Raw genomic sequence first — 19,416 nt, 5'->3', positions numbered from 1 at the left:
TTTAATTGTTATCAATCATGTTCAGGAGACGGGAAAGTCAATTTCAAAGTTTGGGAAGAGGCTAAGGAGACATCCTCTGAAGCCTGCCCAAAACGTTCCATTTCATTAAATTGTTCGCTGACAACTCCTAAGTCGAATGGATCTACGACCTCGGACGGTTTCTGTGAATCTTGAAGTTCAGATATGGCTTTAGTAAAAGGGACCTTGATGGAATTCAGATTTTCAATAACCTTTTCAAGAGAATCACTGACCTTAGAGATCAATCCAGGCATCTCACCGGTTACTTTTTGAACTGCCTTCAGAGCCAAAAGCTGCTGGGTCAAAAGTGTTACTATTAATTTCTGAGAAGCAGCATCTTTCATAGAATCGAAGAGAGTGTCGATTTCGTTTATAAGTTGCTGTAGTGCAAGACCGGTTGTAACAACACCTGTAATTCTAACAGCCAATAGCAGGGCTGCCACTGGAGCACTTTTAAAAACTACAGAGGTCAAAGTCATGACGATTGCAACGTAGTCAACATTCTGTCTTTTATTGATGGTACTATTATCTACAGGGCTATCGAGTTTTTTAATTTTTTCTTCTATTTTTTTCAGAACAGCCTCAGCGGCTTCAACGTTTTCCTTATCACCTTCAAACAACGCCGCAAAAGGTTGGTTTGAATCTGTAAAATTAGAGGCATCTTTTTCAGCTTTTTCTTTGAAATCAGAGAGTTTATTCTTCCATGATTCAACTGAGTCAATTGAACTGTCTACCGAATCAATCAGGCCTGAAAAATATTTGGCAACTTTTTTAGCCGCATCATTGCCATCCTGCCTTAGAGCGTCACGGACAGGGTTCACTATCCCACTAAAAGTTGAAGCAATATTAATATATACTTGGGAGGCAACAACTAAATCAGGACTGAGGTTGTTTTCCCAATTGCTTGCGTCGCTCTGGGCAGCGGCAAGACAATTTTGAACTTCACTAATCACTCTCTCCTTGTCCGGTATATCCTCATATTTAAAAGCCAGATCAGTCAGACTTGCGGCCATAATTGCCTGAGCATCGTTCTGTGCCAAAAGCCTGGAGTTTAAAACTCCAACAATACCAGATTTCTGTTCAGGAACATCAAATTTTAATTCTATGCTCATCATTCCCCCGAATTTGAAAAAAAGTCTGTAGGTATGATGATGCCCGAGCATGGCCGGGCATCATCATAAAAACATTTTTTGTAATATTAAGCCGTTGCTTTTTTTATTTCCAAATCGGTGTGGTTGTTTTTATCGTCAACGTCTACATCCTGATTCTGCATAGCCTGAGCAAAAGTCATAAGCTGACCCCACTGTTTATTGGCTATATCAAGATCCGGAACACTAAGTATGTCACCGATATGCCTTTCAGATTTTTCAAGATCATCAATTACGGCTTCAAGTTTAGCCTGCAGCGTTGCCCAGGTATCAAGTATAACCTGTACGGATTTAACTGCGGCCTTCGACTTGTCCACCAGTGTGGAAAGAGCAGTTTCTACGCTTGTAAGAGCCACGCACTGCTGTGTAAGGAGGGAAACTTCAAGTTTATCTTTTGATAACTTTGACTGTTCTTCAGTCTTCTCATTTATTGCAGAAATCAAAAAACCTACGCTCAATCCTACCCCCACCATTCCAACAACAAGGACAACGGCACCGACAATTGGCTTGACCGTTCCACCGGTAGCAATCAGTCCTATACCCGCTGCGCATACACCGACTGAAGCTCCAGCACTTATAGCTGTAGCAGTTATCTCTGTATTTAGTGAGTCAATAATACTGTTCAAGGCTTTGATTTCATCATTCAAAATTTTAATATTATCTTCTTCAAACTGTCTTATTACTTCGAAATCCTGATTTCTACTGCTAAAATTACTTGAGTCAACATTGATATCAGTGTTGAATTGCTCAATATCTTCCCGTTCTGCGTCTATAGCACTTTTTTGATCTTCAAGAGTTTCAAGCAGGCCCTTAAAATACTTTATCACATCATCTTTTTTTTTCTTATAATCTGGAGCTTCGGGGTTATCTATGAGATACACCAGAATTGGCCTCATAGTCTCATATAATGTTTGAAAAGTAGTGCCGTAATTAATCAAACCCTGAGGAATTGCGGTTAAATCGGGGGCGATGTTATTAGACCAGTTCATTCCATGCTCTTTTGCTGCATCCAGCTCAGTCCTTAGTGTTGCCAAAATATCCTTTGGATCTGCCGGCAATTCTTTTTGCAATTTTTCCGGGAGATGTTGAAAAGCAACTCCGGAAATATCAGTATTATTAAGGGCCTGAACATAAGATGTTACCACAGTTTTAGCATTTTGGTATTCAGCAAGGTCATCCTGTGAATTATCAATATCTAAATCTAAATTTACAGTACCGTCTTCCTTACGCAAAGCTATCACTTTACCACTCATTTTAAGCCTCCTTAAAATCCTGTTACAGGTTGCTGGGTAAGCTCTTCAACAAACTGAGCCAATTGCTTCCACTGAGTCATGGCAATTTCTAAATCAATCGACTTCAATATATCTGTGAACTTACGTCCTTCTGACTTTTCGAGATCGTTCTTAACGGACTCTATTTTGGCCCGGTTAGTTCCCCAAAAATTCTGCAATGCCTGTAATGCATTCTGAGAGGCTGCAATGTTATTTGAAAGAGATTCTACAAAGGTATAGCCATACACTGCACTTATCGTTTCGAGGTTAGCTCCTGTTCCATTTATTTCCGCGCTCACCGATGATTTTATATTTACAGTGGCACTGCAAACTCCAACCATTTGTGATTCGAGATAATCACTACTGAGATAGCCGTTTATTTTATCAATCCAGTCTGAGGCACTGTAAAAATGTTCTCTGATTGTTACCAGGTCATCGCTTAATATTGAGTGCTCAGCCGCAAGTGTTGTATGGTACTCTCCAAGCTCTGATTGCACTCCATCTGCTGAATTCAGCTCACTATCAATAACCGAAAGCAGATAGGAATAATCATCCAGGACATCTTCCTTCTGCCCGGATGTCGGGAGCTGATCCGGCTGCATTTCTATTTGAGTCAGAATATTCAGTATCTCAGATCCTTTTTCGGTAATATCCTTACTGTATGATTTTATGATATTAAATTGAACCTGTTGAGCATTCGGGCAGATAATATCAATCCATTTTCTTGATGTTGATCTGCAATCGTCAATGTGGTTCTGAATTGATTCATACCAGGATGGAGGAGATGGAAGGTTTGGTATGAGATAAAAGACACTTTCAGCATGTTTGGTGACCATGCATCCGGCATTGTAAGCTTTTGCCGTATTTTGCTTGGCTGTGGTCAAATCAAATTCGAGGGAATTCAGCTCAGTGGTGCTTTTAAGCTTTGAATTATCTGTCATCTTATCACCTCTCCTTTTATTGGGCTCACTATAGTTAAACAATATGCCTATACAGAATATGAATCAGATGCATGAATAAATTTTCAAAGGCCTATTTTTATTAAATAATAAATATTTTATACTAATATTTATATTAAAATACTAATAAAAACTTATTACAGTCAAGGCTTATTATAAAAAAATACATTAAGAATAATAAATATTTTTTAAAAAATGATTTTACTAAATATTCCATACTATAAATTTTATCCGGCAAGGTTATGCGGAGAACAATAAAAACAAAAACCCCCGTGATACCGGGGGATAATAAAAAAATACAATAGAATATCCTCGTTAAATTGTAACATAGTAAACTATTGTATTAGCAGCTGATCCTGTAGACAAATTCTGCATTGTCTGAATATTATTGTTAATTTCTTTTAGCTGTTTTATGCAGTCGTTAAGCTTCAAATTAGATGAAATATGAGGTTGTGATGTACCGTAATTCTTAACAGTTAAAAACACTTCATTAAAATTTAATTTATAATTATTAAATATAGCTATAAAATCAGATAGAACTTTTTTAAATTTTCCAATTTCACTTATAACTGAGACCAAAATAATATCTGCAATTTCATACTCTTCATCATTAAATTGTTTACCTGCAAAAACTTTTTCAACGGCTGCTTCCAACTTTTCACCCTGCTTACCGTATATTTCAGCATCAAAAATCAGCACTCCACCATAGGAACACTGAGCTGAAAATTCATCAGCCCGACCTAAAAAAATGAATACACTCCTGTGACCTCTCTCAGGAAATATTCTATTATCATCAACAATCCCTTCCATCCCAGACATCTTTTCAATAAGCATATCAGGATGATAATCAGCCAAAATCCCAGCATTAACTTTCAGTTCATTTTTAAAATCAATTAGCCATTTTTTAGGCAGGTCTACAATTTTTTGGCTGTTATCAAGTAAATCATGAAAAGATGCTTCTATTCCCGAAGCATATGTTTCAACTTTCTTCGATGAGGACTCGGCCCCATTTTTTCCGGCATTTTTAGCGAGATCCAACAATTGAGAATCGAAGCCCTGAATCAGATATTCACATCTGGAACACAAATCTATAGCACTCTGAAAAATATGGATATAACTATTACTGAATTCCTTACGCCAATTTGAAAAGAGCTCTCTCAAATAGCCGCTCTCCAGCTGTTGAGATGCAAGATATACCGCTTCCAGACGTAATTTGCTAAAGAAAAAATCTGAAAAGACACTTAACAATAAATCATCAGATTTAAATAACGCCGAATCAGGATAAAACATATCATCCATGGGAAAAACCTCCGCAATCATATTAATAGACGTCGACTATTATTAAATCAAATAATTTATATAAATATCAAGAAAATAATATTTTTTATTTAACTATCCATTATATTTATAGAATACTAAACATAAGAATATAACCTTATATTCTTCATAATACAGTTTATCAGAATAAAAAGTTTAGGAACTTCTCATAATTAAGAAGACACCTTCAACATTTTGGCATTTATAGCCACGATAACTGTAGACAAAGACATGAGCACAGCACCAACGGCCGGGCTGAGTAAAATTCCCATATTGTATAAAACGCCGGCAGCAAGCGGTATTGCAAAAGCATTATAGCCTGTTGCCCAAAACAGGTTCTGAACAGTTTTTTTATAGGTTGCCTTTGAAAGAGCAATTACTTTGACTGCATCTTCCGGATTTGACTTAACTAGAACAATATCCGCGGTTTCCTGAGCGACATCAGTTCCGGCACCAATAGCTATACCCACATCAGCCTGAGCTAAGGCAGGAGCATCATTCACACCATCACCGGTCATAGCACACAGCAAACCTTTCGCCTGAATCTGCTTAACCTTATCTGCTTTTTTATCGGGCAGAACCTCTGCAAAGTATTCAGTCAGATCCAACTCCCCTGCAACACGTTTCGCGACAGTTTCATTATCACCAGTTATCATCATAACCTGAACACCCAGCTGTTTCAATTCAGAAACGGCCTGCTTGGATTCTTCACGGATAACATCATCCAGAGCAAGGCAGCCTGCCGGGGCATCATCAACCAAGACAAAAACAAGAGTCTTGCCCTGACTTACTATGCCCTTAAGCTCTGAAGAGTCATACTCCATTCCTTCCTGCTGAACATATTTATGGCTGACAACTTTTACGTTTAAGCCATCAACTGTAGCTTCTGCCCCTTTTCCGGGAATATTTTTAAAATTATCTGATTTTTCAATGCCTGAAACAGCTCCGGCAACGGCTTTGGCTATAGGATGTTCTGAATGGACCTCAACGGCTGCAGCCATTTTAAGAAGCTTATCCTTGTCATAATCTTTGGAAAAAAGAACCAAATCACTCACAGTGAATTCACCTTTGGTCAAAGTTCCTGTTTTATCAAAAAGTACAGCTTGAATATTCCGAGCTCTTTCAAATGCAGTTCTATTTCGGATGAAAAATCCCTGACGAGCAGCTATAGCCGTTGTTGTTGCTACAACTAAAGGAATTGCCAACCCTAGGGCGTGTGGACAGGTGATGATCATGACAGTCACAGTACGTTCCAATGAAAACACAAAATCTTTCCCAAAAATCCCCATCCAGATAAGCATGGTCAGCAAACCGGCGGAAAGAGCAATATATGTAAGCCATGCAGCAGCTTTATCTGCCAGCCCCTGAGCTCTGGATTTACTTTTTTGAGCCTCCTGAACCATTGTCATGACCTGATTAATAAATGAATCTTCTCCAGTCTTCCCAACTGTAATTGTCAGAGAACCTCCGCCATTAATTGCCCCTCCGATGACCTCGTCACCCTGACTTTTTTCAACTGGTTTAGATTCCCCGGTAAGCATAGCTTCATTTATGCTGGATGAACCCTCTTTAATCTCTCCGTCTGCAGCTATTTTTTCACCGGGTTTGACCATAATCAAATCTCCGGGCTGAAGATCACTTACTCTAATGTCTTCTATGGAACCATCCTGCTTGATTCTATGAGCTTCACCGGGAATCAGTCTGGCGAGTTCCTCCATGGCTCCTGACGCGCTCATAACAGACTTCATTTCTATCCAGTGACCTAGAAGCATAATGTCGATAAGACTTGCAAGCTCCCAAAAAAAGACCTTCCCTTTCAGTCCAAAAACGACAAGACATGAATATCCATAGGCAACAAAAATCGCCAGAGCGATAAGAGTCATCATCCCCGGCTTCTTATCAGAAATTTCATTAAATAAACCTTTCAGGAATGGCCAGCCACCATAAAAAAATATGGCTGATGAAAATCCAAAAAGGACTAACATGTAGTTGGGGATAACCGGCTCTCCCAGTCCGACAAAACCTCGCAGCATTGGGGATAACCACATGATAGGCAGAGTAAGAATAAGAGAGACAAAAAACCTTTTCTGAAAATCCTTCACCATATGCGCATGATGTGAGCTATGACCACCTCCAGAAGAAGATGAATGCGAGTGTTCATGATTTTTATGTTGGTTATGATTTTTATCATGAGTATGTTCTTTATGATGAGTAGAATCTTCTTTATTCAAAACTTCCTCCGTTAATATTTTATTATAAACTTAAATATTATTAGAAAATATTAATTGATATTTTTTAATTTAAGATAAAAGTAAACATGATATTGATATATAATAATGCTAACATAAACTTAAAGACTATTGCAACATCGCAATTTTAAATTTGTATTAACAAATAAAATCTACGCCATCATTATTTATATACTAATTATTATAATATATATTTTTAGCAAAATCTGCATGAAATTATAAAAAGACTATATAAACATTTTTTGCACATAATTACAGCATACAATATATTTTCGCTAATATTCTAAATAATCTTAGCTCAATACACTAATATGAACAGACTTATATTAATCACTTTATAAAAACGACTTTTACAAGCGAAAGCTGTAACCTTAAGTAGTTGTTCCCAGACGAAAATAATCATCCGAGGGAAAACATTTGCAACAGGCATTTCCAGTTGAAAACAAAAACCGTGCAAGATACTATAATTAAATATTTTCCTACATAATAACTTAATTCTAACGATCATGTTTTTAAAATTTTAACTGACTGTTTTCTTAATCCAGATCATAAGCAAAAATACGCATAAGAGACTTCTATGACTGAGCATAATACTCCTGATACAGCTATAAAACGAGCTGAAATTATTAAAAAAATTACAACCTGTACACAGCAGCAGGATTATAAAAAAGCCCTTGAATATGCAGATGAAGCAATTCAAAATTTTCCGAATGATACTGCCATCGCTGTGCGCAGAGCTGTCCTGCTCCGGCAGGTTCATCGGACCGAAGAAAGCATTCAGGAATTGGACAGGCTCCACGCTCAATACCCTGAGAACTGGAATATTTCATTTGAGCTGGCTATTTGCCATAAAGAAAACGGTAACAATAAAGACTGTCTATGCCTGCTTGAAAAAGTTCTTGCCGTTAAGCCGGACCATCGCGGAGCACTGCTGCTTAGAATTACAGTTTGTTCACAGGAGCAAGACTTCAAACAGGCTCTTGAATATGCTGACACCGCTATAAAAATCCTGCCTGATGACACTATGATTGCTTTAAAAAGAGCGGTTTTGCTGAGACAGACACACAGAGACGCCGAAAGTATTCAGGAATTAGAGAAAATTCATTCTCTGCACCCTGAAAATCCACAGATAACTTTTGAGCTGGCTATTTCACATAAATTAAATGGTAATAATGCAGCATGTATCAACCTGCTAAAGAAAGTACTTGCGGATAAACAGGATCATCGGGGAGCACTGCTCCAGATCATCATAACATATTCGCAAATGCAGAATTTCAAGCTGGCTCTTGAGTATGCGGATCAGGCCATAAAAATTCTACCGAACGACCAAGTTATAGCTTTAAGAAGAGCAGTCCTGCTGCGGCAGACACTCAGAGTGGACGAAAGTATTTTTGAATTAAAGAAGCTCTATTCACTGTATCCTGAGAATACCCAGATTACTTTTGAACTGGCTGTTTCTCATAAAGAATACGGAAATGATGCAGCATGTCTGGAACTGTTGGAAGAAGTTCTTGCAGCTACACCAGATCATCGGGGAGCACTGCTCCAGATCATCATAACATATTCGCAAATGCAGAATTTCAAGCTGGCTCTTGAGTATGCGGAGCAGGCAATAAAATTTCTGCCGAATGACCCAGTTATAGCCTTAAGAAGAGCAGTCCTGCTGCGGCAGACACTCAGAGTGGACAAAAGTATTCTTGAATTAAAGAAGCTCTATTCACTGTATCCTGAAAATACCCAGATTACTTTTGAACTGGCTATTTCACATAAATTAAATGGTAATAATGCAGCATGTCTGGAACTTTTGGAACAAGTTATTGCGGCTAAACCGGACCACCGCGGAGCATTGCTTCACAGAATTGCAGTCTGTTCTCAGGAACAAAACTTCAAACTGGCCCTCGAATATGCTGACAACGCAATTAAGATTCTGCCAGATGATCTAAATGTAGCTTTGAAAAGAGCGGTTTTGCTAAGACAGACTAATAGAATCGCCGAAAGCTCTCATGAATTGGAGAAGCTCCATTCTCTGCACCCTGAAAATCCACAGATAACTTTTGAGCTGGCTATTTCACATAAATCAAATGGTAATAATGCAGCATGTATCAACCTTCTAAAAAAAGTACTTGCAGATAAACCGGATCATCGAGGAGCACTGCTCCAGATCATCATAACATATTCGCAAATGCAAAATTTCAAGTTGGCTCTTGAGTATGCGGATCAGGCAATAAAGTTTCTACCGGATGACACAGTTATAGCTTTAAAAAAAGCACTCTTGCTGCGCCAGACTCTCCGAGTGGACGAAAGTATTCATGAATTAAAGAAGATTCATTCTCTGAACCCTGAAAATCCACAGATAACTTTTGAGCTGGCTATTTCACATAAATCAAATGGCAACAATGCAGCATGTATCAACCTTCTAAAAAAAGTACTTGCAGATAAACCGAATCATCGAGGAGCACTGCTCCAGATCATCATAACATATTCGCAAATGCAAAATTATATACTGGCTCTTGAGTATGCGGATCAGGCAATAAAGTTTCTACCGGATGACACCGTTATAGCTTTAAAAAAAGCAGTCTTGCTGCGTCAGTTAAACCGTGTAGAAGAGAGTATTAAATTTCTTGAAAAAGCAGTTACCAGTTATCCGGACCAAGTATTACTCAAAGAACAATTAGCGGTATCCTATCTGATCGCAGATGATTATTTTAAAAGCAATCAACTGATGACCGAATTTCTAACCGCCTCTACAGCTGACAAAACCACTCGCCTACGCCAGATAGACAGACATCTTGTACGCGCTGAATTTCAGATTGCCGTGGAATTATGCGAAGAACTCATACAGCGATTTCCTGATGATCTTGGAGTGCAACTTGTTTATGCGGATGCTCTTTCGCAATCACATCGCCATAAAGAAACCGCAGATATCCTGAATTTTCTTGAAATAAATGGATTTGAAGGCGCACGTTTTGCAACGGTAAAAATGATGGACATGCTTGCTACTAAAAATCCTGATACAGCTTTCAACTGGCTTAAGAAATACGGAAAACACAGTCTCTCTCATCAGCAGACATTGTCAAAAATATTATCTCTGCTCATCTTCTATAACAGAATAGATGATTCTGTTGACCTGATAGCAGAATCTTCTGAAAATCATTATTCTCTATGGTCAGGACAATTCTTCACACTTATCACCCAACTACTGGCAAACGGCCGAAAAAACGAAGCTGAAATGGTTTTAAAACACTGCATAATTCCGGAGGATTCAGTAGTACCGCAGATACTGCCCTGGATATTGAAAGCATTGGGCAGGGATGAAGAGGCTAGGGATACTGCGCTTAGAAGCATAAAAAACACTCAAAACGATCCCATAGAAATTTCTAAGCACCTTTCCATTCTGGATTCGCTGGATGTGGAAACAAAAGATATTGAAGCAAGACTAATCAACAAAAAGAAATTTACAGATTCAGAAATTATAACTATTGGTGACTATCTGTTAAAAAGCCTTAATGGTGAAATGTCTCCGTTACAGCAAGCTGATCGCCAAAAATTGGAAGCAGCGTGGTCTTTTGCCGATCATTCTGCTTACGTTTATGAAGAATGGGCTGCTAAAGTTATTAAATCCACAAACTTTTCGCTCCTGTCATGCAAAGCGTTTGATGATACTCCTGAGGCAATGGATGCCCTTTCGGACCGGATTGAGTTTCCAGACCTGACCGTATTAACTGAACGCTATCAGCAGAAAAAATCTTTTCTGATAGCAACATCTCACTTTGGTTCTCCCTGGTCTCTCTGGTGCCTGATGAAGCATTTCCCCAAGCTGCATTACCTTGCAGCATACAGCTACCCGGTATCTAATAACCCTTTCACTAAAAACTCATTATCAAATGAAGGTGATATAAAGTCCATACGAAAGATGGCTACTTTACTTAAGGAGGGAGGAGCTCTGGCAGCAGCAGCTGATTTTCTCCCTGATACAGCCAGTCTGATGCCAGTACAAAAACCGGCAATAGCTAGGCTCTGCGGGAAAAAAATTCAATTTCCGAATCTCCTTCCAAGGCTGGCATGGCGCTATAATATACCGATTTACTGGCTGCAGGCCAAACCGGGAAAAGGTAAAATTGTATATGAGTTTGAGCCATTTCCCAAGCCACTTCCTGATGAAAATAAAGAAGTCTGGTGTGATCGCTGGGCAGAATCTTTCGCATCAAAGCTGGAAAGAATTATAAGTGGTCCGCCGGAGAGTCTTTCGCTCAACGTTTCAACATGGAGACTTTTAGCAAACAATAACGGATAGTATTAAAACTTTTAATACCGGAGAATGCAATCAGGCAGGGCCTAATGACCGGACTGTATGCGTTCTTTTTGACAGATTGAAAATATACAAAAGAAGCTACCAAGAGTTTGAGCGGATTGAATAAAGACAACTTTTTTATTTGGAAAAAGGGAACCAACATCTAACTATTTTGGATATCTTATGAAAGATGGTTACTACCTTTCAATCTATGCTCATCTGGATAGGCTTGGGGCCTGCTACAATCTTACAGCAAGACATGATCAGAATATGGCATTGTGGCTTAAGACCGGAAGCCGTGTTGAATTAGTCCGCTACTGGGAATTTGAACGCTACTCCGGGCATAAGCATCATGGGATTCCATTTTTTGATAGAAAACACGCATGGGATATAATTACTAAGCTTCTGGCAGAGGCAAACATCAAGCCGCAACAATTGAATGCAGTCTGGGGAACCCCCGGACTCTCCAGTGAAGACGATAGCTGGATGAAGGATAACACAGGACTCAGCTCGCACATCCTGTCACATTTATATTCTGCCCTACTCTTTGATACCAACCAGTTTTATAATGGTACGACTCTGGCTCTGGCCCTTGATGGCGGCCCGGATTCTCTGCTGGACAGCCAGTCGCCTGAAATGCCCTTCTATGCAGGAGCAGTTGTAAAAAATGGAAACATGGAAATATTTCCTATTCCATCTCCAGGAGGTTTATGGGCCAGTCTCAGCTACCTTACTAAAATGGAAGAAGGTAGTTTAATGGCCTTGGGTTCAGCAAGCAGCTGCACTCTTCATACTCCTGTAGAACATGCTCCAACTATCAGCTGTATAACGGACTTTTCTTCCGCATGGGATTGGGTTGAAAAGCTGCTCCATACGGTAAGCAACATTACTGACAATGATACTGGAAATATTTTTTCGGGATTTGACCCTCTGTTTACCGAAAAGGAAAACCGGATAAGCATGGCCGTTAAAGTTGTGCAGCAGGAATCCAAACGTCAGGTCGGCTCCATAGTTGATCACATCCTTAAAAAATACAATTTAACTCCATCAAATACAAAACTGGCCTTATCCGGTGGATTTGCCCTGAATTGTCCAACAAACACCTATCTGGTGCGCAAATTCAGTTTTGCCGGATTTCAGGCCCCACCATGCGTAAATGATGGCGGAATATCCCTTGGCTATGGGCTGCGTGCTTTTTTGCACTTCATGGGTCGCTTCGATTTTATAACGCCATCAGCAGGAATGGGCATGGTGAACCAGACTTCAAGCTCCTCGTCAGTGGATAAAGACTACATAGCAAAGGCTCTGGACGATTTAAAGAAAGGACCAGTCGTCTGGGTTGAAGGTGGAGCCGAGATGGGACCGCGAGCCCTTGGTCACCGAAGCCTGCTGGCTGATCCTCGAAAACGTGCTATGCAGGATAGTTTAAACCATGCAAAACAACGTCAGTGGTGGCGTCCGGTTGCTCCTGTAATTTTAGCGGAATATGTTGATCAATGGTTCGATGACGGATTGATCTCGCCATTTATGCTGCATGTAATGCACTTGAAACCTGAACGCATCAATCAGGTTCCTGCTATCGCCCACATTGACGGCAGTGCCAGAGTTCAAACACTGACATCTGATGAAGCTCCAATGCTATACAGCCTCATTCATGAATTCTATAAGCGGACGGGAATCCCCATGCTGTGCAACACGTCCCTTAATGATAAAGGGGAGCCGATTATAAATAGTTATGAGCAAGCCCTGACTTTTGCTGCAAGGCGGGGAGTAAAAACCTGTTATCTGGACGGGCAACGCAGAATTATCCCACAAACTCAGGCTGACATGGGGCAATCACAACCATCAAAGAGAATGGCTCAGGACTTTAGCATATCGCAAAGTCTGCGAGAGAGAACAAAGACCGACTTAAACCCACATGGGTTGACCCGAAAAGAACTAGCTCTTTGGATAAACTCTCCCCGGCTTAAACGGTTAGACCCCAAAAACAAAGCTCAAGCAGATGTTATCAGCCGATACTATAAGAAAATCATAAACCAGTCTCAGGGACGCCCTTTGCCACTGGACCTCCTGTTTAAGCATCAGGAGAGCATTTAAGGTCCTGAGACTGCGCCTTAAAATCAGGATTCTTCAGCAAAAGGGTATGGATATAGAAAAATCCTTCCCAGCATATCGATCATATCAAGCCATTCGATAAAAGACTGCGAGTCAACCAGATATTCAGGTCCCGGTTCAAATAAAGATGACCAGCCACCGCTATACAGCCGGCAATGTTTGCAATCAATAGACGGAGTGCAACACTTCTGGTTTTGTTTTACGCCGTCAACTCGGTAATAATGGAGAGGTTCTTTTATGCGGGAAGCACAATCTTCAGCAATACCTGTTTCCTGATCGATTGCATAAAGAGACCCCGACCGGGTAATCCGCTTGTTATATCCTGGGGTCAGCAACAAAGTTTCCGGATAAGTCTCCAGCAGTTCTGTGGTCAGATCCTTTATCTTATGCAGATCATCAGCTGAAAAAACCGGCGATTTAATTGAGTCCCCCAGATGAAAATATTTATTATCAGCCGGAACGGAGTCAGCAAGTTTCTTTAAATAGGTAGATGTTGGTGAATACATTGAAAAAGTAATTTCAAGTCCGTGCTCAGCTGACATTCTGACGATATCTTTCACCGTATGGAGATTCCACGGGGAAAGAGTATAAAGCATAACAGCTCTGGGGTCTCCCTCATAATTTTCAAAAGCTTTACGCAGCATACCACCGTGACGGAATTTGAGATCATAATCATCATCCCCCCAGACCGAGACTCCTATGCGGAACTTAACATCAGGATGAATCCGAATCATTCCATTTGTACCGATCTTGCCAAAACGGATATTTTCAGATGCTGCAAGCAGTCTGTCCATATGCATGGATGGCTCGGCACCCACAAGATAGGCCATGGTCACACCACGCTTTTTTTCGCCTGCAAAAAAATCCTGCCATTGTTCGGGGGTCATTTCCTGACTTATATGCTCACGACTGCTGTCTTCAAAATAGTAACACCCTTCACAAAACAAGCCACATTCCTGACTTATTTCGTAAAACGCCGGACGCCGGAAATTGCGTATAATTTTTCTGGCCTTCTTAAAACGAGCTGTCAGTCCCGGAGTTCCGTCTAGAATCTGTCTTACCCTACGAAGTGTCGCACGCGAAGCGTCTTCATTCTTTTCTAAGCTAATGTGCATATAATCCTGAAATAAAAAAATATTGTTGAAAATTTACCACAGACATAGTGGTCACCCCAAAAGCAATGTCTTTCAAGACTTACAGTCACCCCTTGATAAAGATAAAACTGTAAGCCCGGTTCTAATCCTGATAACAGCTTATTTTTAAAAACAAATTTTATTCAATAAGCTTATTTGGAATGTTTCTGCTTCTTGCGAAGACAATCCTTCATTTCACTAAATGATTTTACATTATCAAGATGCAATTTCACATTCTCAAGCCTTGTGGAATGTCCGACAGAAACGACACGGACACCGGCGTTAAATCTGAAATCGCATACAGCCTTATCCGCAATAAAATCATGAAGACCAATTGATAGGGTGTTATTGCAATAAAGATAGCGTGAATCATTTTTACCATGCACTGAAAACGGAGTTTTATCGCGCAAAGGAATCGGATGTTGGTATGGACCTTCAGAAAAATCAGGTTTGCTTACATTTTCACGGAGTTGGATTTTTTTATAAACGGACATAGTGTCACGATTAATCATGAGAATCTGCAATGGAGGGGACGGCATAACCATAAAATTCATACCCTCGTAACTAAAAAGGATATGCCCCGGAATTCTTACAGTTTCAACATCATAAAACTGCTCCAGCCGTTCCATTTTACCATCTTCTGTCAGTCGATATCTACAAACTATAGCAGGTCCGAAACTGTACAGGCTGTTGTTACGCCCCATTAGTCCGAGATTGTGCTGCGAAAGATAGAAATAGTCCGAATTCTCGTGCTCAAATTCCGCATGCGCGGGACTGTAGGGAATCGACTCCATGGAGGTAACCTTTTTGGCCTCCAGATCATAAATATAGCAATTACCGTTTACCAGCCCAGCCTCTTGAATTTCCAGCTGTCTTTCTTTTGATTCCTTAGCAAGATCAGGAGAATCGAGCACTGAATCCATTGTCATCTGGACAAGAAGAAGAAAACGACTGTTTGGAGAAATATTTGTCGTATGGATATGGTCAATACCTTCAATTGTATCAATCAGGTGAAATTTATCCTCATCAATATCATAATAAAGAATTTCCAGATCGACGCTACGGTTCAAAGTTATGTCCTCCTTGTACATATCCTTAAACCGCCATCTTGAGGCATACATTTTACCGTTTTGAATCTGATTGGTGGAGGAATAAACCCATTTCTCTTTTTTACTTTCATCAAAAACACAATAAACTTTCAATGTACTCAGATCGATTAAAGCAAAAAAATCTACTGAGGTGAACGCTACAGTTATGACCTGACCGTACTGTTCTCCCTGATGTGGCGTAGAAACTGAATACATAAGCGTATCGAAAGGCATCCGATGAGGACTCATAGAATCTACATGATATTTCTCGGTATCTTTACGAAGACGGGTCATCTCTTCGGAAAGGTCTGTATCAATAGCGACAATTTTTTTTGTTTTGAAATCGACAAGAAAAAATACCACATGATCATTCAATGCCATGCACGGGATAAAAATACAGTCATCAGCCTGTTCAGGAATCTGGAGATCATCCGGAAAAGAATACTGATAGATGGAAGTTGCTAATTCTTTTTTCATTTTGAGTTTATGATTTATAGATAATTATTCGGTTTTATATACATCTTAATTATAATACAGAATAGATATATAACTATTCCGATAGCATAGTGTGCTCATATATTTTCAAATATCATGATAACCTTATAATTGATACCCATGCTCAGCTAAAGTGAAACACGGTTTCAAATATTTAATATCTTTATAAAAATAGCGCAAGCACATTAAATACAGCTATGTGTATTTAAAAATAAAAAAATGACTTGTAATAGTCATCATTTCTCAGTTTATTTTTTGTTGCAGCAAAGGAGTGACTAAAAATTTTATGAATACAAATTATAAAGACTAATTCAAAATGATATTTAATTAACGATGACAATCAGTAAGCAGTAAAGAAATTTTATTTTTAATCCAATGAGTCCACTGCTGGTATGCTTTTTCATTATAATTTACCGATAACTGATTCATAAAACCATGCCCATAATCAGCTTTATGGCATTCAACCAAATTTATACACTGCAAATTATCAATAATTTCATCAACGTTATAATGAGGTTCATGATTTGGAAAAATTAAATCAGTATTAACTTCAGGATTCCTATCCTGCATTAATCGTATCCCAGAACCATAGAAACAGATGGCCCTATTAACAGCTACAAAGCAGCTTTCACAAACAACGGACCAGACAGCTGTAGCTCCGGCACTAAAGCCAATCAGTAAAGTCGGGCTGTCAATCTTGGACACTTCCTGAGCAAGCTTGGCAGCATAAGCCTTATGCCCGCATGCCTTAAGATAATGGTCATAAGCCGCCTCTTCACAGGAAAAATCAATAGCAACCCCGTCATAAGGATCAACCACAGAAATACCGCTCACCATCCTCTCAAGCTCGGCAGCCAATGCATCCACATAACGGGTCTTACCCCATATTTCAGTAACAAGTATTAAATGCATATGTTGGCTCTACAACTTTTTATTAGCACCGTACAACCTAGTTGATATCCATAATATGGAAAAAGGATCTACAAATTTTATTGTAACGACTGGAATATATAGTCGAGCTGGAGGGAATTGAACCCACGGCCTCTTGAATGCCATGCAAGGAGATTCGTCTTCAAGCTCCAGAATTATTGAATTTATTTTTTCCCGGTCAACAAAAAATCAGTGATGTTGGAGGCGTGTTAAAGGCCCCGGTTGACCAATTTGGTTGACCAGATTTTAGTGCCATTTTGTTACACTTTGCCATACTTTCTGTGAGAGTTGCCAATAGCAATTACCACGTTTGCGAGCTTGTTGTATATAAAGCCAAATAAAAAGCAAAAAACATAGACGAAGACGCTATATATCAACAAGCCAACAATGCCGCTATGTTCTGCTTTTTTTGCTGCATAAAATATATAATTGTAAAAAAACAACAATATCGACAAACTTGAAACATGAAGTAATATTGACTTAATGCTATCATTTAATCTTTTTAATAAGGGCTCGAAACTGACAACAGAAAATACAAAAAGGGCCGCAACCATCATATCGTATAATTCTTGCTTCAAAAAAGATGGTTTACTATAGAAAATACATAGACAAGACAACAACGTACCCAGCCCTAAAATATATTTGTATCTGTCTTTTATACTAGTCTGCACAAATTCACAGATTATGCAAAATGAAACGAGTGGCATATAAGACAAAACACTCCACGTTAAGATTCTTGAAGTACCATAGTAATTGCTAACAAAACCAGACAGGAGCATAAACAATAGCATTATTATTCTTAATACTGGATTTTTTATAGCGTGAAAAACAAACAATAGGATTGGGACTAGAATCAAAACTTGGGCATAAACCCCAGCATACCATAATGTCCCGGACACTTTAAAAAACGTTTGTTCAAACAATGTATGAGTCATTGTCAGATGCGTTATATTGTCCCAAATGTTATGCGACTTATTGGTCACTCCATATATAAGCAACAAATTCCATACTCCTACAGCGACGACGTATTGAGGATAAAAATTTGTAGCAAAGCCTTTCCATATTCCAGAATATGTTTTCAATATATCATTACTGTTTTTCTGTATCCTACTGTTAATAAGAAAAATAGTAACAACAAGACAAATTTCAACCCCAATAAACCCCCTCCTGCATATCTCCCAAGGGTCAAGGTATATATCCAACGTAGGCTTACCAATAAATCGCCATACATGAAAAAAAGTTATACTCAAAAGCGCACTTACTTTTAATAAATCATATGAAATATTCCTAGGTTGTCCCATTGCATCTCCCAATTAAAAACAAACTCATTCACACTCAGCACTGGACCGGGACTGACAATTCGTCCGTGACTACATCTTCAAGCCGAGGATAACCTTCAGATTTCAACCAATTTTAATTCTGAAGGAGTATTTATGGATTTCGACGACTTTGAACTTCTGTACGCCTATACCAGAACACAGGCAATAGCTGATGGTGTTTTAATTCCTATTCCTAAAGAAGATAGCGAACTCAAGATCCCAGACGCAATCTCAAGCAATCTCTACCATCAATACATTGAACCACCAAAAGGACTTGAAGGCGAAGGCCAATCAACCACTGGCAGACTCCATGACACATTGATGCTATTCAAGGCTGCTGCTTCAGCCCATTGGGACGGAATACACGTATTGTTTGATGTGCTGTATTTGATGGGACCGGGACGACTTGAAAAAATAAAAGTATTAGCAATACTCGGGGCAGACGATGACGGAAAACCGTGTCTGGCTATTTGTCTTCCTGAAGATGAATGATTTTTTGTTTAATTATTTTAGACATATATTACCATCTAAAAGGAGATTACAAATGCAAACTAAGAAGTGCCACAAATGCGGTGAAGAGAACCTGTTGAAGTCACAAACTTGTTTCAATTGCGGAGCTAAGTTGACAGCTGGAGCAGCAATTATGAACCTCATCAAAATTGGTGGGGTGATCTTGCTCTTCTGGCTGATAGGTAAATTCTTCATGTAGTAGATCGGACTCCTTTTGAGACGATGTTGTTTCAGGAGGAGTCCTTTTTATTTTTTGAACGGCAGATGTGCTTCACCAGCGTAACCAACCACGCCGTTATCGCATTACAAAACAACTGGATAGATCAAAACTTCGGTCAACCGAAGTCCAACAACCAGCCCCCATTATCCAGCTCCGGGAACTTCCGCTCCTGCCAAAATTCTCCACCCAAAATTCTCGGCTCTACCTCAAAGAAAGGGGCGATAGGATAATCCGATAAAAAGAAAGGCATACCGAACCGACTCGATATGCCCTATAAATTGATCAAATTTCCGACCAAAGAAAGGAGATCAATTTATGGATCGAATCTTAATCGGCCTGCCCGATTTTGCAAT

The 19,416-nt window shown here is 39.4% G+C and carries 13 protein-coding genes; 4 read left to right on the top strand and 9 right to left on the bottom strand.

What is annotated here, in order from left to right; all coding sequences use genetic code 11:
• Window positions 1-11: 11 nt before the first annotated feature.
• From G496_RS0113625 to G496_RS0113605, 5 genes are all read right to left on the bottom strand, one after another.
• On the bottom strand, window positions 12-1,130 hold the full coding sequence (locus G496_RS0113625; protein ID WP_034633340.1) for an HBL/NHE enterotoxin family protein: 1,119 nt from the start codon (window positions 1,128-1,130) through the stop codon (window positions 12-14).
• Between the two features lie 86 nt (window positions 1,131-1,216).
• The gene (locus G496_RS0113620) at window positions 1,217-2,419 is read right to left on the bottom strand and encodes an HBL/NHE enterotoxin family protein (RefSeq protein ID WP_027179763.1); all 1,203 of its coding nucleotides are present in this window, start codon (window positions 2,417-2,419) and stop codon (window positions 1,217-1,219) included.
• Window positions 2,420-2,430: 11 nt separating this feature from the next.
• Window positions 2,431-3,378 (bottom strand): hypothetical protein, encoded by a 948-nt coding sequence (locus tag G496_RS0113615; protein ID WP_027179762.1) that lies wholly within the window; start codon window positions 3,376-3,378, stop codon window positions 2,431-2,433.
• Between the two features lie 333 nt (window positions 3,379-3,711).
• On the bottom strand, window positions 3,712-4,695 hold the full coding sequence (locus tag G496_RS0113610; RefSeq protein ID WP_027179761.1) for a hypothetical protein: 984 nt from the start codon (window positions 4,693-4,695) through the stop codon (window positions 3,712-3,714).
• Between the two features lie 191 nt (window positions 4,696-4,886).
• A complete protein-coding gene (locus tag G496_RS0113605) occupies window positions 4,887-6,944 on the bottom strand; it encodes a copper-translocating P-type ATPase (RefSeq protein WP_051295059.1) in 2,058 nt (685 codons plus the stop codon).
• 595 nt (window positions 6,945-7,539) lie between these two features.
• Here G496_RS0113605 and G496_RS0113600 point away from each other — a divergent pair.
• Both G496_RS0113600 and G496_RS19810 read left to right on the top strand, forming a co-directional pair.
• Window positions 7,540-11,256: a tetratricopeptide repeat protein gene (locus G496_RS0113600; RefSeq protein ID WP_027179759.1), complete on the top strand. Its 3,717-nt coding sequence runs from the start codon at window positions 7,540-7,542 to the stop codon at window positions 11,254-11,256.
• Window positions 11,257-11,436: 180 nt separating this feature from the next.
• Window positions 11,437-13,350 carry a carbamoyltransferase C-terminal domain-containing protein gene (locus G496_RS19810; RefSeq protein WP_051295058.1) on the top strand — a complete coding sequence of 638 codons (1,914 nt, stop codon included), beginning with the start codon at window positions 11,437-11,439 and terminating at the stop codon, window positions 13,348-13,350.
• Between the two features lie 23 nt (window positions 13,351-13,373).
• Here the strand turns inward: G496_RS19810 and G496_RS0113590 are convergent, their stop codons facing one another.
• The 4 genes from G496_RS0113590 to G496_RS0113570 form a co-directional block, all read right to left on the bottom strand.
• Window positions 13,374-14,483 carry a hypothetical protein gene (locus G496_RS0113590; protein WP_027179758.1) on the bottom strand — a complete coding sequence of 370 codons (1,110 nt, stop codon included), beginning with the start codon at window positions 14,481-14,483 and terminating at the stop codon, window positions 13,374-13,376.
• 170 nt (window positions 14,484-14,653) lie between these two features.
• Window positions 14,654-16,066, bottom strand: coding sequence for a hypothetical protein (locus tag G496_RS0113585; RefSeq protein WP_027179757.1), 1,413 nt, complete (start codon window positions 16,064-16,066; stop codon window positions 14,654-14,656).
• Between the two features lie 345 nt (window positions 16,067-16,411).
• Window positions 16,412-16,996 carry a dienelactone hydrolase family protein gene (locus G496_RS19805; protein WP_034633338.1) on the bottom strand — a complete coding sequence of 195 codons (585 nt, stop codon included), beginning with the start codon at window positions 16,994-16,996 and terminating at the stop codon, window positions 16,412-16,414.
• 278 nt (window positions 16,997-17,274) lie between these two features.
• Complete coding sequence (locus G496_RS0113570) at window positions 17,275-18,315, bottom strand: hypothetical protein (protein WP_027179756.1); 1,041 nt, start codon at window positions 18,313-18,315, stop codon at window positions 17,275-17,277.
• A 132-nt stretch (window positions 18,316-18,447) separates the two neighbouring features.
• On the opposite strand from G496_RS0113570, the gene G496_RS0113565 reads away from it, so the two are divergent.
• Both G496_RS0113565 and G496_RS21170 read left to right on the top strand, forming a co-directional pair.
• Complete coding sequence (locus tag G496_RS0113565; RefSeq protein WP_027179755.1) at window positions 18,448-18,825, top strand: DUF6573 family protein; 378 nt, start codon at window positions 18,448-18,450, stop codon at window positions 18,823-18,825.
• 52 nt (window positions 18,826-18,877) lie between these two features.
• Window positions 18,878-19,042 (top strand): zinc-ribbon domain-containing protein, encoded by a 165-nt coding sequence (locus tag G496_RS21170; protein WP_156900660.1) that lies wholly within the window; start codon window positions 18,878-18,880, stop codon window positions 19,040-19,042.
• Window positions 19,043-19,416 lie beyond the last annotated feature (374 nt).

This window comes from Maridesulfovibrio bastinii DSM 16055 (assembly GCF_000429985.1).
GTDB lineage: Bacteria > Desulfobacterota > Desulfovibrionia > Desulfovibrionales > Desulfovibrionaceae > Maridesulfovibrio > Maridesulfovibrio bastinii.
Note: the sequence above shows the minus strand (reverse complement) of the source record. Positions and strands in the feature narration are given on the sequence as shown.

Excerpts from the sequence above, each read along its gene's own strand:
- G496_RS19805 (WP_034633338.1), bottom strand. The coding sequence starts at position 16,996 with ATGCATTTAATACTTGTTACTGAAATATGGGGTAAGACCCGTTATGTG.
- G496_RS21170 (WP_156900660.1), top strand. The coding sequence starts at position 18,878 with ATGCAAACTAAGAAGTGCCACAAATGCGGTGAAGAGAACCTGTTGAAG.
- G496_RS0113600 (WP_027179759.1), top strand. The coding sequence starts at position 7,540 with ATGACTGAGCATAATACTCCTGATACAGCTATAAAACGAGCTGAAATT.
- G496_RS0113565 (WP_027179755.1), top strand. The coding sequence starts at position 18,448 with ATGGATTTCGACGACTTTGAACTTCTGTACGCCTATACCAGAACACAG.
- G496_RS0113585 (WP_027179757.1), bottom strand. The coding sequence starts at position 16,066 with ATGAAAAAAGAATTAGCAACTTCCATCTATCAGTATTCTTTTCCGGAT.
- G496_RS0113620 (WP_027179763.1), bottom strand. The coding sequence starts at position 2,419 with ATGAGTGGTAAAGTGATAGCTTTGCGTAAGGAAGACGGTACTGTAAAT.
- G496_RS19810 (WP_051295058.1), top strand. The coding sequence starts at position 11,437 with ATGAAAGATGGTTACTACCTTTCAATCTATGCTCATCTGGATAGGCTT.
- G496_RS0113615 (WP_027179762.1), bottom strand. The coding sequence starts at position 3,378 with ATGACAGATAATTCAAAGCTTAAAAGCACCACTGAGCTGAATTCCCTC.
- G496_RS0113590 (WP_027179758.1), bottom strand. The coding sequence starts at position 14,483 with ATGCACATTAGCTTAGAAAAGAATGAAGACGCTTCGCGTGCGACACTT.
- G496_RS0113610 (WP_027179761.1), bottom strand. The coding sequence starts at position 4,695 with ATGGATGATATGTTTTATCCTGATTCGGCGTTATTTAAATCTGATGAT.
- G496_RS0113570 (WP_027179756.1), bottom strand. The coding sequence starts at position 18,315 with ATGGGACAACCTAGGAATATTTCATATGATTTATTAAAAGTAAGTGCG.
- G496_RS0113625 (WP_034633340.1), bottom strand. The coding sequence starts at position 1,130 with ATGAGCATAGAATTAAAATTTGATGTTCCTGAACAGAAATCTGGTATT.